The organism is Lacipirellula parvula, assembly GCF_009177095.1.
Lineage (GTDB): Bacteria > Planctomycetota > Planctomycetia > Pirellulales > Lacipirellulaceae > Lacipirellula > Lacipirellula parvula.
The window spans coordinates 6,631,067-6,644,883 of the sequence record NZ_AP021861.1; the positions used below are offsets into that span (position 1 = coordinate 6,631,067).

9 protein-coding genes are annotated in these 13,817 nt (G+C 64.2%); 6 read left to right on the forward strand and 3 right to left on the reverse strand.

What is annotated here, in order from left to right:
- Positions 1-283: 283 nt before the first annotated feature.
- From PLANPX_RS25875 to PLANPX_RS25885, 3 genes are all read right to left on the reverse strand, one after another.
- The gene (locus PLANPX_RS25875) at positions 284-502 is read right to left on the reverse strand and encodes a CDGSH iron-sulfur domain-containing protein (protein ID WP_152101517.1); all 219 of its coding nucleotides are present in this window, start codon (positions 500-502) and stop codon (positions 284-286) included.
- 295 nt (positions 503-797) lie between these two features.
- The gene (locus PLANPX_RS25880) at positions 798-2,489 is read right to left on the reverse strand and encodes an anti-sigma factor family protein (protein ID WP_152101518.1); all 1,692 of its coding nucleotides are present in this window, start codon (positions 2,487-2,489) and stop codon (positions 798-800) included.
- Positions 2,490-2,756: 267 nt separating this feature from the next.
- On the reverse strand, positions 2,757-3,341 hold the full coding sequence (locus PLANPX_RS25885) for an RNA polymerase sigma factor (RefSeq protein WP_232536251.1): 585 nt from the start codon (positions 3,339-3,341) through the stop codon (positions 2,757-2,759).
- Positions 3,342-3,670: 329 nt separating this feature from the next.
- Here PLANPX_RS25885 and bioF point away from each other — a divergent pair, with 329 nt between their 5' ends.
- From bioF to aceE, 6 genes are all read left to right on the forward strand, one after another.
- Positions 3,671-4,846, forward strand: coding sequence for an 8-amino-7-oxononanoate synthase (bioF, locus tag PLANPX_RS25890; RefSeq protein ID WP_152101520.1), 1,176 nt, complete (start codon positions 3,671-3,673; stop codon positions 4,844-4,846).
- 458 nt (positions 4,847-5,304) lie between these two features.
- Entirely contained in the window at positions 5,305-6,693 is a 1,389-nt protein-coding gene (locus PLANPX_RS25895; RefSeq protein ID WP_152101521.1) for a hypothetical protein, read from the forward strand.
- Positions 6,694-7,103: 410 nt separating this feature from the next.
- Positions 7,104-7,988 carry a rhomboid family intramembrane serine protease gene (locus PLANPX_RS25900; RefSeq protein ID WP_152101522.1) on the forward strand — a complete coding sequence of 295 codons (885 nt, stop codon included), beginning with the start codon at positions 7,104-7,106 and terminating at the stop codon, positions 7,986-7,988.
- A gap of 119 nt (positions 7,989-8,107) precedes the next feature.
- Positions 8,108-9,028 (forward strand): TIGR01777 family oxidoreductase, encoded by a 921-nt coding sequence (locus tag PLANPX_RS25905; RefSeq protein ID WP_152101523.1) that lies wholly within the window; start codon positions 8,108-8,110, stop codon positions 9,026-9,028.
- Positions 9,029-9,442: 414 nt separating this feature from the next.
- The gene (lpdA, locus tag PLANPX_RS25910; RefSeq protein WP_152101524.1) at positions 9,443-10,882 is read left to right on the forward strand and encodes a dihydrolipoyl dehydrogenase; all 1,440 of its coding nucleotides are present in this window, start codon (positions 9,443-9,445) and stop codon (positions 10,880-10,882) included.
- Positions 10,883-10,990: 108 nt separating this feature from the next.
- Positions 10,991-13,699 carry a pyruvate dehydrogenase (acetyl-transferring), homodimeric type gene (aceE, locus tag PLANPX_RS25915; RefSeq protein ID WP_152101525.1) on the forward strand — a complete coding sequence of 903 codons (2,709 nt, stop codon included), beginning with the start codon at positions 10,991-10,993 and terminating at the stop codon, positions 13,697-13,699.
- Positions 13,700-13,817 lie beyond the last annotated feature (118 nt).

The following is a 13,817-nucleotide window of genomic DNA, read 5'->3' on the forward strand; positions in this document are numbered from 1 at the left end:
CCACGGCAACACCGTTATTCGCCGCAATCTTCGCGAGTCCGGCGCCCCGCGCCGATCGCGCCAACCGCCAAACTTTCGCGCGCCGACGGGGGATAAGCTGTCGGCAGCCGCGGATCAACGATCCGCCGGAGCGACTTTCGAATGGGGAATGCCTCATTAATGGCGAATGCTGAATGGGGAATGTGGTAGCGCCGGCGCAGCGGCTGGGAGGCGCTGCTTCCCCCATTCCACATTCAGCATTCGACATTTGCGATCACCGCACCGGCCGGTCGTTGACCGGCGGCTACTCCAGCACGGGCACTTGTTCGTCGGAGACGAAGTCGCAGCCCTTGTGGGCGCCGTCGCAGAACGGCCGCTTCGCCGAGTGGCCGCAGCGGCAGAGCGCGTACGCCGGCTTCGCCGGATCAAGCTTGTACTCGCGCCCCTGGGAATCGAGCAACTTGAAAGGCCCTTCGACGAGGAAGGGGCCGTTGGGGCGCATGCGAATGGTCACGTCTGCCATGGGAAAACCCTGCGGTGCGGTGGCGTTGAGCCGGGCCAGCGGAGGCACGTCGACTGGAACTGAAGTGACACCAGTCTACCCGATTGCCGAGCGCGCTTGAAGCGAGCACGAGGTGCGCGATGATGCACGCGCGTTCCATCCCATCCCCAAAGAAAAACTAACCCGTGAGGTCCCCTCCCCTTGAGGGGGAGGGTTAGGGAGGGGTGACGGAAGCGGGTACCAGCGTTCCACCCCCTCCCCAGCCCTCCCCTCAAGGGGGAGGGAGCCACAACATTTGTTGTGGCAACAACACGCTTCAGCGGGCTTCGCCGCTCGTCGCTGGAGCAACCGTTGGAAGCGCCGCCGGAGCCGTCGGCGATGCCTCGATCAGCGGTGATTGCAAGACAAACAACACGCGCACCCGTGAATCCGCAGCGGCAGCTTCTTTCGGCGCCTCGCTGCTCGACACTGCCAAACCGCCCGTCAGCGGCGCCGCGTCCGCAGCCTGACCAACGCCGGCAACGCTCACTGTCGGCTTGCCTGTTTGCTGCGGCGCGACTGCATCGACCGCCGCAGCGCCGTCGACGCTCACCGCCGACACCATCGCTCCCGTCGCGCGACACGCAGCAAGCAGCTGCTCGATCTTCTGCGACGACGCTTCGACCCACACGACTTGTTGATCGCCGCCGTTCCGCGAGCGCAATTCCACACCCAGCGCCGGCGACGTTTGGCTGTAAAAGTAAAAACGATCGCCCGCCGCCCCGTTCTTTGCTTCGATCTTGCCATCAGCGAGTTCGGAACGATCAGCTTCATTGTCGAACGCTCCGCCAGTCGTGAGTTGGCGACTCGCGGCGTCTGCCTGCTCCGCTTTGTCGTGCGCGGCAATCGATCCCCCTCGGGCCTGCATGCCGCGCGCGAGCGGCCAGCCAAGCTCGTCCCCCTCGCCCTTCGACGGCGTCGACGCAGCGATGTCACTCTTTGCGAGCAACTCGCGGAACCACTCCGCGCCTTCCGGCTTGGCGAGTTCGAGCGTGACGGTCGTCGCTCCTTCCGCTTCGCTTGCTTTGAGCGTCTCTAGCGCCGCGCGCTGAGATTCGTCGGTCGCCACAGCGTCTTCGGCCTTCTTGCCGAGGCTCGGCACCCCTGCTCCGCCACCGCCTCCGCCAGCCATGCCAAACGCTTGCGGCGCCGCATCGCTCATTGGCTCCGCTGCCGCGAGCGCCGCATCAGCGGCCGGCGCCGCTTCTTTGAATTCCAGCGCCCTCGCGCCGCCCGTCCCGGACGACTCCATCGCCAAGGCATCGGCCGGCGCGCTCGCTGGTTCCGACATGGGAGCTGCTGGTGCGACAGTCGCCGGAGCAGCCGCCGCATCGACGGCGAGCGTCGTCGTCTCGCCCACGGGCGGAGACGGCGCCGCAGCGCTCATCTGCGCGCGAAACCCGGGCGGCACTTCATCAGCCTTCTGCTTTACAGCGGCGCGCGGCTCGTTCGACTGCTCCGCGAGCAAGCCGTCGTCCGCGCGACGCAGCTCAACGCCCCCTTCGCGTGCCAGCTGTTCGGCCTCCTCTTGCCGAGGCGCCGCCATCACGGGCGCCTTCTTCGCCTTCGCCACGTTCTCGCCCGCGTGCTTTTCTTCCGGCGGCTGGAAGATCGCGATCACGATCGTCGCAGCGATCGCCAATGCCGACCAAACCAGCCCGCGACGGATCCCCGCCCAGCGATCGATCGGCGGCTCAGGCAACGTCGCCGGGCCATGCGCGGCAAGATCGGCCCGAGCCTGATCAATCTCAGCCAACACGCTCGCACGCAAGTCGAGCCCCAGCGGCTCGCGCGGCAAGCGCTGAATCTCGTTCGACAGCGATCGCAGCTCATCGACAAGCGCCGCAGCCAGCGGATCGTTCCGCAGCCGCTCCTCAACGCGCGCACGCTCCGCCGCCGTCAGCTCCCCATCGACATAAGCGCTGAGGAGCTCGTCGTCGAATTCGTCGTTAGCGTTCTCGGCCGTCATGCTCTTAGTAAATACAAATACGATTCAACCACGAAAACGACGAAAGGTACGAAAACAAGGAAAGGCATTGGAACCGCAGATGAACGCCGATGGACGCAAATAGGAAAGCGGTCAACCGCTCGCTCAACTCTGTACTAGCAACTGACAACGGACCACTGACAACTGACTCTTGTTCAATCTGCGTTTATCCGCGGTTCCAAAACTCGAATTCCCATCTTTCGTTCTTTTCGTCAATTTCGTGGTTAAAAAATCCCCGCATTAAAAACCCTAACCCGCCTGCGGGGCTTCCTCGCCCCACATGCTCCGCAGCCGGTCGCGGAGTTGCAACCGGGCTCGGAACAACCGACTCCGTACGGTCCCGACCGGTAATTCTAGAATCTCCGCAATCGCCTCGTACGAACACCCTTCCATTTCCCGCAGCACCAGAATCTTCCGGTGCTGGTCACCCAGTTCCGCCAGGGCCGTGTGAACCTGCTCGGCCCGCTCGTCGACGAGCATCTGCTCGCCTGGCGCCGCTGTTTCATCCATCGGTTCCTCCCCGGCTCCCTCTTTGGCCGCGTCGATCGACGCCATCGGCCGCGCTCGCCGCCGGCGGGTTAGCGCCTGATTCATCGCAATGCGGTACAGCCACGTGAAAAACTGCGAGTCGCCCCGGAAGGCGTCGAGCTTCAGGTAAGCCTGCACAAACGCATCTTGCACGGCGTCCGCGGCGTCTTCGCGCGTGCCGGCAATCCGCAGCATCGTGTTGAAGAGCCGCTCCTGGTACCGCCCCACCAAATCGCCAAACGCAGCGCGATCGCCCGCGCGGGCGGCCTCGACTAGCTCGGCGTCGGTGGGGACCGTTGGATTCACGCTCTTCTCTGGAGAATGTAGATGCCTGGGCGGCGGAGAAAGTTCCCCGAAAAGGTTCCGGCGCGCATTCTTTCGCACCTGCCGCCCCCTGTCAAACCGCATGTTACGGGGCCGTTACAGGGGCCCGCTGTCACGCCAGCAGCCGCGGGTCAACGACCCGCCGGAGCGAAACAAGAACATGTATGATGTAGGATTTATGATTGCTGATCTGCCTGCCGGAGGCGCCCGTACCCTCCCCACATCAGAAATCATAAATCCTAAATCATAAATCCCTCTCTCCCCGCTCCGGCCGGTCGTTGACCGGCGGCTGCTTGCCTCGATTAGGCTCCATGGCTCCGCTTGATTGGATCGACGCTGAACTCGCAGGCCTACGCCAGCGTGATCTGCTGCGCGAACTGCCGGCGCCGTTCGACCTGCAAACCACGACGATCGAAGTCGCCGGTCGGCCGCTGATCAACTTCGCGTCGAACGACTATCTCGGCCTCGCCGCCGATCCCCGCCTTGCCGCCGCGGCGGCCGAGGCCTGCCATGCGACCGGCGTCGGTCGCGGCGCCAGCCCGCTCGTCTGCGGCCGTTCCACCATTCACGCCGAACTCGAACGCCGGCTCGCCGAGTTCGAGCACGCCGAGGCCGCCCTGCTCTTCCCCTCCGGCTTCGCGGCGAACGCCGGCATTGTCCCCGCCCTTGCCGACCGCGGCGATGCGATCTTTGCCGATGCGAAGAACCACGCCAGCCTCATCGACGGCTGCCGCCTCTCGCGGGCCGAGACGCACATCTACCGCCACAACGATGCCGCGCACCTCGCCGAGTTGCTTGCCACCCATGCACCGCAGGCCCGCCGTTCGCTGATCGCAACCGACACCCTGTTCAGCATGGATGGCGACGTGGCGCCGCTCGTCGAGATCGCCGCCCTCGCGCGCCGCTACGATGCGATGCTGCTGCTCGACGAAGCCCACGCCACCGGCGTCTTCGGCCCGCACGGCCGCGGGCTGGCCGAGGCCGCCAGCATCGAACCGGACGGCGCCATCCGCATCGGCACGATGAGCAAGGCCCTCGGCGTCGCGGGCGGGTTTGTCGTCGGGCCGCAGGCGCTCGTCGATTACCTCGCGAATCGGGCCCGCAGCTACGTTTTCTCGACCGCTCAGCCGGCGTCGACCGCCGCCGCAGCGATTGTCGCCCTCGACGTCGTCGTCGCCGAACCGCAGCGCCGAACGCAGCTACTCGCCACGGCCGCCGACCTTCGCGAACGTCTCCAAGCCGCCGGCTGGCGAACCGGCGACTCAGCCAGCCAGATCATCCCGATCGAGGTCGGCCCCGCAGCCGAAGCCGTCGCCCTCAGCCGCCGCCTCCGCGACGCCGGGTTCTGGGTCCCAGCGATCCGCCCCCCCTCGGTCCCCCCCGGCGAATCGCTGCTCCGCCTCAGCCTCACCGCCAATCACACCCCGGCGATGATCGGCGCCCTGCTCGCCGCCCTGGGAGCGAACCACCAAGACGCGAAGGCATGAAGAACGCACGAAGCACAAGCCCGCCTCTAGCCGGACCGCCACGCGGTCCGGGCGGCGCCACAAAACCGCTCGCCATTAAGCCACGGTGACTCCACCGCAGCCCGGAGGACAGTGGCCCTCCGGCTGGAAGCCATACTTCCCCTTCGTGACTTCCTTCGTGCCCTCCGAGCCTTCGTGGCTTGCCCGCAAAATCGCCCCGTTCCCCCCAAAACAATGGCCACCCGCCGTGACGCAAGTCGCAGCCCCGCAAAAACTTGACGCTGCCAACTAGGCCACTTAACATCAAAGCTGCACAATTTCCCCAATCCCCCAGGTCATCCATAGGGGGAGAGCGATCGACTTTCAGCTTTCAGCATTCAGCCAAACAAGCAGCCCGCCCGGGCGCCCTTTCCGGCTGACCGCTGACCGCTGACCGCCGACCGCTTCCAAAGCGGCCCGCAGCGCAGGAACAGATTCCCTTGGCCCTCATTCTGCAAATCGTCGTTCTCTTGGTGGTCCTGGTCGGTCTGATCACGATCATCATGAGCATCAAGAACTGGCACTGGGCCCAGATGCTCCTGCTGCTGAGCATCTTCTTTATGTCGCTCGCCACCTTCTACTTGGGGTTGGAAACTTTCCGCCTCAATCGCAACATTCGCAAGAACATCATCACCAAGGAAAAGCAGCTAGCCGACCTCCAAGCCGACGTGCGCGCGTTGCAGCGGGGAACGATCAGCAGCGATCCGGCCGTGATGCGCGTCTTCAACTCCGAAAAGTTTGCCGGCGAAGTGCCGTACGACGCCGAGGTCGAAGGCCGCATGCCGAGCCTCGCCGTCTGGACGACGCGGTTGCAAGATCTCGCCCGCGCTCGCGGCAAGGTCTGGCGCAACGCGACCCCCACCGCGATTCAGCAAACGGGCCAGGTGACCGTCACGATTGCTCCGGCGCAGCTGGCTCCGGCGGTCGATCCCGACATCGCTGACCCAAGCGCCGAGGCTCCTGCCGCCGCAGCTCCCGCGGCGCCGCAAGGTCACGGCCTCCCCGTCGGCGCCATCGTTTACGCCTTCGAGAACGGCGCCCCGAATCCTGCCGCTCCCGACCAAGGCGCCCAGTACATCGGCGAATTCAAAGTCGCCCAGGCCACCGAAAACGCGGTGGTGCTGGAACCAGTCCAAGCCATCACGCCGTTCATTGGCAATCGCATCCTCAAGTCGATCCAGACGAAGAAAACCTGGAGCCTGTACGAGCTGATGCCGGCAGACAACCACGCCCTCTTCGCCGGGCTCGATGAAGCCGCCCTCAAAGCGCTTCTGCCGGCGTCGACGGTCAACGAGTACATCCGCCAGGGAACGCCCGCGAAGCCCGACGACGACGAATACCACCGCGCCGCCTTCGACGCGGCCGCTCCCGAAGGGAATCAGATCGGTCCCGACGACGCGAAGGCAGACCCCTCGAAGGTCGTCGAATGGCGTTACGACCGCCCGCTGCGCGACTACAGCTACCTGTTCCCCGATATGATGCGCGAACGCTCCGTGATGGAAGCGGACATCGCGGAATTAAAGCAGCAGATTGCCGACCTCGACGCCGCGCAGGCCAGTGCGAAGAAGCTCGAAGCACTGCGTACGAAGGAGCGGACCGAGGTCAGCGCCGACCTGAAGAACATGGAACGCGACCTCGCGTTCATCAAGAACCTGCGGGCGAAAATCAACTCGCAGATCGCTAACGGCCGGGCGCAGATCGAAAACTTGCTCAAGCAAAACGCCGATGGCGCCCGCACGCTGATCGCAGAGAAACTGGCGGAACTGCAAGAAATCGACAGACAGTCCCCCGCCCCAGCGCCCAGATCCCTGCTCAATCTCCCTAACTAGCGAGCCGCGGGGTTCACCCCCGCGGTCTGCGTCCCCCCGCAGTTCTCTTTCTCGCCGCCAGCGACGACGATAAAATCGTCACATGCCCGTTCCGCGGAAAACAAAGCTCCCCGCCGCCGACGCCTGGATGCTGGCATTCATGGTCGTCGTTGAACTACTGGCGTGGGTCTCGCTCTAACCACGGGCGTCCGCCGTGCCATCGCCTGCCCCAAGCTCCCCGTAGGCCGCTGGCCTCCGGCTGCTTCGCGCGGAAAAGCCGCGACAGTCCCGCGAAGGTTCCGCCTTCCCCCCTCGTCTTTCTGCGGCTACCTTCCCCTCTGACGCCCTCGCCGGCCCCGCCGACGTACAATTCGGGGGCCCGCTCCGCATCCACTCCGCCGTTCGCGGCGAATTAGTAGTCAGCAGCCGCTATGGGACTTTACGACCGAGAATACGCCCGCGACGGCGAACCAGGCTTCCGCCTCAGCGCGCCGACTTCGGCGACGATGCAGTTGATCGTCATCACCGGCGTCGTGTACCTGGCGCAATTGTTCACCCCCGCAGTAGGCGACTATTTCTCGCTGAAGTGCGACTGGTTCTTGCGTCCCTGGACCTCCTACCAACTGGTCACGTACGGGTTCCTCCACTCGCAGCAAGACGTCGCGCATATTTTGATCAATATGCTCGTGCTGTTCATGTTCGGGCGCGAGGTGGAAGCCCGCTATGGAAAACGTGAGTTTATTCTCTTTTACTTGCTCGGCATCGTGGCGGCCGGCTTGGTTTGGTCGTTGAGCGAATATGCCGTCAACGTGAGCGACCCGGACTTCGCGGTGCTGCGGCAACTCGGGAAAGTGCCGACGGCCATCGGCGCCTCGGGCGCCCTCGCCGGCCTTGTGGTCCTCTTCGCCTTCAATTGGCCGCACCGGCAGGTACTGCTGTTCTTCCTGATTCCCGTCCCGATGTGGGTCGCCGCCGCACTTGGCATCCTCTTCGACGTTCGGGGGGCGATGGCGCGCAGCGGCGACATCGCGTTCACCTGCCATCTTGGCGGCGCCCTCTATGGTCTGGCGTACTACAAGCTCGGCTGGCAACTGAGCCGGTTTTGGCCGACGAACTTCACCATGCCCAAACTCCCTGGCAGCGGTCCTAAGCTCCGCGTTCACGATCCCGACGAAGACGATGCGGAAGACTCTCTCGCCCAGCAAGTCGACGTCATCCTCGAAAAGATCCAACGCAGCGGCAAAGACAGCCTCACGTGGAAAGAACGCCGCACGCTTGAACGGGCGAGCAAGGAGTACCAGGAGAAACGGCGTTAGGTAGGGTTCAGAAGTACGGGTCGATACGGGGAAACTTCGGAACGCTTTATGCAGGCACGTATCGCGTAACGGCGGCTTAATTGCCCACTGCCCACAAAACTCCAACCCCGCTCATCTCCATGTCATCGCTCGCCAATCAGCGCATTCTCATCACCGGCGCCAGCGGCCTCGTTGGGTCGCGACTCTCGGCTGAGCTCGCCAAACTCGGCGCCCAGCCAGTCGCCGCCGTCCGCCGGCCGGTGAGGGACGAAGCCCGTGAACTCTATTGGAATCCTGACCGCGGCGAGATCGATCGCGCGAAGCTCGAGGGGATCGACGCCGTCGTCCACCTCGCCGGCGAGAACATCGCCGAGGGTCGCTGGAGCGAGGAGTTCAAACGCAAGATTCTCGAAAGCCGCGTCAAAGGGACGCACCTCGTCGCCGACGCCCTCGCCCATTTGGAACGCAAGCCCCGCGTCTTCGTCTCCGCCTCGGCCATCGGTTACTATGGCAACCGCGGCGCCGACGTGATGACCGAGCAATCGTCGCCCGACGACGACTTCCTCGCCAAAGTCTGCCAACAGTGGGAAGCGGCCGCCCAGCCGGCCCGCGACGCCGGCATTCCGGTGACGAACATCCGCATTGGCGTCGTCCTCAGCGCCGACGGCGCCGCGCTGGCGAAGATGCTCACGCCGTTCAAGCTCGGCCTCGGCGGCAAGGTCGGCAGCGGCGAGCAGTTTATGAGTTGGATCACGATCGACGACCTCGTCGGCGCGATCATCTTCCTGCTCAGCCGCAGCGAGCCCGTCGTCGGCCCGGTGAACGTCGTCGCTCCCAATCCGTCGACGAACCTCAGCTTCACGAAAACCCTCGGCCGGGTCCTCGGCCGCCCGACGGTACTCCCCATGCCCGCGTTCGCAGTAAAGCTGCTGTTCGGCGAAATGGGCGACGCCCTGCTCCTCTCCAGCACCCGCGTCGCCCCCACGGCTCTGCAGTCGGCCGGCTACCAGTTCCAGTACCCCGAACTAGAACCCGCCCTCCGCCATCTTCTCAACAGATGACCAGCGAGCCGGAGGGTTCATCCCTCCGGTCCCCGCCCCGGTCCCCCGCCCCCAGATCCCGCCCCGCCAATCTGCGCAAAACCACCGCCCCCCTTCTGCGTAAAATAGGGAGTAGGAATTCGTTCCACGCACGGGGATACTGAATGCCCTGCCAACCGTTGGGCTTCCCGGCCAGCCCCGCCCAAAAACGTCCCGCCCCGCCGCTCCCCGCCCCGCATCATTAAGGTTCCGTCATCCCCGCCATCGCCCGTTCCCGCGGGTAACAGCCCGTTTCCCACCCCGGCGCCATGCCATTGTGAGAACCCCGCCCCCCGTTAAAATGATGGGTTCGCGAGGGTTAGATCAGCTAGGTTCAGTCGTCCATCGAGACGCGGCCGACGAGAGAAGGCCAACGAAAAGGAACTGAGGAGAGGTATGCATTCGCAAGTAGTCGTGCTCGGCGGTGGTCCCGGCGGTTATGCAGCAGCCTTCATGGCAGCCGACCTCGGGCTGGAAACTACGATCGTCGAAGCCGATCCTCGCCTGGGCGGCACCTGCCTCCTCCGCGGTTGCATCCCGTCGAAGGCCCTCCTCCACGTCGCCAAGGTCATCAGCGAAGCCCGCGAGATGGTCGAGTGGGGCGTCGAGTTTCCGCAGCCGAAATTCAGCATCGACAAAATTCGCGAACGCAAAGAGAAGGTGATCGCCACCCTCACCGGCGGTCTCGGCCAACTCGCCAAGCGTCGCAAGGTGAAGGTCGTCAACGCCCGCGGCATTTTCGTCGATTCGCAAACGCTGCAGCTTGAAGGGGGCGACCCCGCCACCTACGGCGGCGATGGACGCATTACCTTCGATCACTGCATCCTCGCCACCGGCTCGACTCCGGCGATGCCGAAGATGTTCCAGATCGGCTCAGACCGCGTGATGGATTCGACCGGCGCCCTCGCGCTCGCCGACATCCCCGAATCGCTGCTCGTCGTCGGCGGCGGTTACATCGGCCTCGAAATGGGTTCGGTCTACAGTGAACTCGGTTCGAAGGTCTCGGTCGTCGAACTTCTCGACGGTCTCCTCCCCGGCGCCGACCGCGATCTGGTGAAGCCGCTGGAGAAGCGCCTCCGCGAACACTTCCACTCGATCATGCTCAGCACGAAGGTGCTCGGCGTCACCGACGTCGGCGGCAAGGTCGAAGTCGAAATGGAAGGCCCCGACGGCGCGAAGTTCACGAACACTTACGACCGCGTGCTGATCTCGGTCGGCCGTCGTCCCAAGTCGGCCGGCTTCGGTATCGAGAACACGAAGGTCAAAGTCAACGAAAAGGGCTTCGTCGAAATCGACGACCAGCAACGCACCAGCGACCCGCACATCTTCGCCATCGGCGACGTGGCGGGCGAGCCGATGCTAGCCCACAAGGCCTCGCACGAAGGCAAAGTCGCGGCCGAAGTGATCGCCGGCGAACCGGCGGCCTTCGACAAGGCGGCCATCCCCGCCGTCGTCTTCACCGATCCCGAAATCGCCTGGGCCGGCCTCACCGCCGACCAAGCGCAGCGCGAAGGCCGCGAAGTTGAAGTCGCCCAGTACCCGTGGCAAGCCAGCGGTCGCGCGATCGCCAACGGTCGCACCGACGGCCTCACGAAGCTGATCGTCGACCCGGCCACCGAGCGCGTCCTCGGTTGCGGCATCGTCGGCGCCGGCGCCGGCGAGCTGATCGCCGAAGCCGTCCTCGCGATCGAAATGGGCTGCACGGCCCGCGACCTCGCCGAGTCGGTCCACCCCCACCCCACCCTCAGCGAAACGGTCGGCTTCAGCGCCGAAGCCCAACTCGGCTACGCCACCGAAATCTACCGCCCCAAGCGGAAGCAAACGCAAGAGAACTAACTCACCACAAAGACACAACGAGCACGACGAAGACTGGCTGACTGATTCGCTTCTTCCGTCGTGCCGTCGTGGTTCAATTCAGAAGATAAAAGAAGGACGATTGCCGGTATGGCAACAGGAAAAGCAACCGAAGTCCGCTCGCCGATTCCGAACGACGTCGATCCGGTCGAAACGAACGAGTGGCTCGAATCGCTCGACTACGTGCTGGAGCACAAAGGCTCCGAGCGCGCGCAAGAACTGCTGACCGCCCTCGACGAAGCCGCCCACCGCAACGGCGTCGAGCTGCCGTTCACGGCGACCACTCCGTACGTCAACACGATCCCCGCCGACAAGCAGGCGCCCTTCCCCGGCAATCGGGAACTGGAGCGCCGCATCAAAAGCTTCGTCCGCTGGAACGCGATGGCGATGGTCACCCGCGCCAACCGCGATAAGGCGAAGCCAGGCGGCCACATCAGCACGTTCGCTTCATCGGCAACGCTGTACGAAGTGGCGTGGAACCACTTCATCCGCGGCCGCGGCGAGAACGGCTACGACGGCGACCAAGTCTACTACCAAGGCCACGCGGCGCCCGGCATGTACGCTCGCGCGTTCCTTGAAGGTCGACTCACCGAGCAGAACCTCGTCAACTTCCGCCGCGAACTGGGCGAAGGGGGCGGCCTGTCTTCCTACCCGCATCCCTGGCTGATGCCCGACTTCTGGGAATTCCCCACGGTCTCGATGGGCCTCGGCCCGATCATGGCAATCTACCAAGCTCGCTTCAATCGCTACCTGACCGATCGCAAGATCAAGGACTTGTCGAAGAAGCACGTCTGGGCCTTCCTCGGCGACGGCGAATGCGACGAGCCCGAAACGCTCGGCGCCATCACGCTCGCTTCGCGTGAACAGCTCGACAATCTCACCTTCGTCATCAACTGCAACCTGCAGCGGCTCGACGGCCCGGTCCGCGGCAACGGCAAGATCATCCAAGAACTTGAAGGCGCCTTCCGCGGCGCCGGCTGGAACGTCATCAAGGTCGTCTGGGGCTCCGATTGGGACCCGCTGCTCGACGCCGACGATTCGGGCCTGCTCGCTCAGCGGATGATGGAAGTCATCGACGGTCAGTACCAGAAGTACGTCGTCTCCGGCGGCGATTACATTCGCGAGCATTTCTTCGGCAAGTACCCCGAGCTGCTCAAGCTCGTGAAGAAGTATTCGGACGAAAAACTCCGCACGCTGAAACGCGGCGGCCACGACCCCGAGAAAGTCTACGCCGCCTATCACGCCGCCCTCGAAACCAAGGGCCGCCCGACGGTCATCCTCGCCAAGACGATCAAAGGCTACGGCGTCGGCGAAGCGGGCGAAGGCCGCAACATCACGCACAACAACAAGGAACTGAACGAAGCCGAACTCACTGAGTTCCGCACTCGCTTCGGCATTCCGATTTCGGACGAGCGCGTCGCCGAGGCGCCCTTCTACCGTCCGCCGGAAAACAGCCCCGAAATGAAGTACATGCGCGAGCACCGCAAGGCGCTCGGCGGTTCGGTGCCCGCCCGCAACAACGCCCCCGTGACGCTGGAAGTCCCGCGGCTGGCCGACTACGCGAAGTCGCTGGAAAAGCTCGTCAGCAAAGGCCCCGGCAAGGAAATGTCGACGACGATGGGCTTCGTCCGTCTGCTCGGCGACTTGCTCCGCGACAAGAAGATCGGCAAGGCGATCGTCCCGATCGTCCCTGACGAATCGCGCACGTTCGGCATGGAAGGTCTCTTCCGCCAAGTTGGCATCTACGCCCACAGCGGCCAGCTCTACGAGCCGGTCGATAGCGATCAGCTTGCCTACTACAAGGAAGCCAAAGACGGCCAGCTGCTCGAAGAAGGCATTACCGAGTGCGGTTCGATGTCGTCGTTCATCGCCGCCGGCACGAGCTACTCGTCGCACGGCGTCGCGATGATCCCGATGTTCATCTACTACTCGATGTTCGGCTTCCAGCGGATCGGCGACTCGATCTGGGCCGCCGCCGACGCCCGCGCGAAGGGCTTCATGCTCGGCGGCACCGCCGGTCGCACGACGCTCAACGGCGAAGGCCTGCAGCATCAAGACGGCCACAGCCTGATCAACGCGATGGCGTTCCCGACCGTTCGCGCCTACGACCCCGCCTACGCCTACGAGACGGCAGTCATCGTCTTCGACGGCCTTAAGCGGATGTACGAGGACAACGAAACGGCGATCTACTACATCACGCTCGAGAACGAAAACTACGAGATGCCCGAGATGCCTGCCGGCTGCGAAGAAGGCATCATCCGCGGCATGTACCGAGTTGCAAACAACGAAGCCGAGGGCGGCTCGCTCCGCGTGCAGTTGTTCGGCAGCGGCCCGATTCTCCGCGAATCGCTCCGCGCGGCCGAGATCCTCAAGACGAAGTACAACGTCTCCAGCGACGTCTGGAGCGTCACGAGCTACAACCAGCTCCGTCGCGACGCCCAAGAGTGCGAACGCTGGAATATGCTCAATCCCGAGAAGCCGCGCCGCCACTCCTACCTGCAGGAGCAAATCGACGCGACCGAAGGGCCGATCATCGCCGCCAGCGACTACATGCGAATCCTGCCCGACCAACTCGGTCCGTGGCTCAAGGGTCGCTTGTTCTCGCTTGGCACCGACGGCATGGGGCGCAGCGAAAGCCGCGCCAACCTCCGCCGCCACTTCGAGGTCGACGCCGAGTCGATCGTCGTCGCCACGCTCTACAAGCTCTCGCTCGACGGCAAGTACGACGCCGCCGCGGTGGCGCAAGCGATTAAGGATCTCGGCATCAATCCAGAGAAGAAATCGGCCTTGTACGCTTAAACGCCCGGTTCTAAGTAACTCATTTCACCACCACGACACAACGATCACGACGTGAGGAAGTAGGCGGATTCATTCGGACCGCACGCTGCGATAGCGGGCGGCAAGCAATGCCTGGCGT

Coding starts and splice junctions, on each gene's coding strand:
- PLANPX_RS25875 (WP_152101517.1), bottom strand. CDS start 502: ATGGCAGACGTGACCATTCGCATGCGCCCCAACGGCCCCTTCCTCGTC.
- PLANPX_RS25880 (WP_152101518.1), bottom strand. CDS start 2,489: ATGACGGCCGAGAACGCTAACGACGAATTCGACGACGAGCTCCTCAGC.
- bioF (WP_152101520.1), top strand. CDS start 3,671: ATGGCTCCGCTTGATTGGATCGACGCTGAACTCGCAGGCCTACGCCAG.
- PLANPX_RS25900 (WP_152101522.1), top strand. CDS start 7,104: ATGGGACTTTACGACCGAGAATACGCCCGCGACGGCGAACCAGGCTTC.
- PLANPX_RS25905 (WP_152101523.1), top strand. CDS start 8,108: ATGTCATCGCTCGCCAATCAGCGCATTCTCATCACCGGCGCCAGCGGC.
- lpdA (WP_152101524.1), top strand. CDS start 9,443: ATGCATTCGCAAGTAGTCGTGCTCGGCGGTGGTCCCGGCGGTTATGCA.
- aceE (WP_152101525.1), top strand. CDS start 10,991: ATGGCAACAGGAAAAGCAACCGAAGTCCGCTCGCCGATTCCGAACGAC.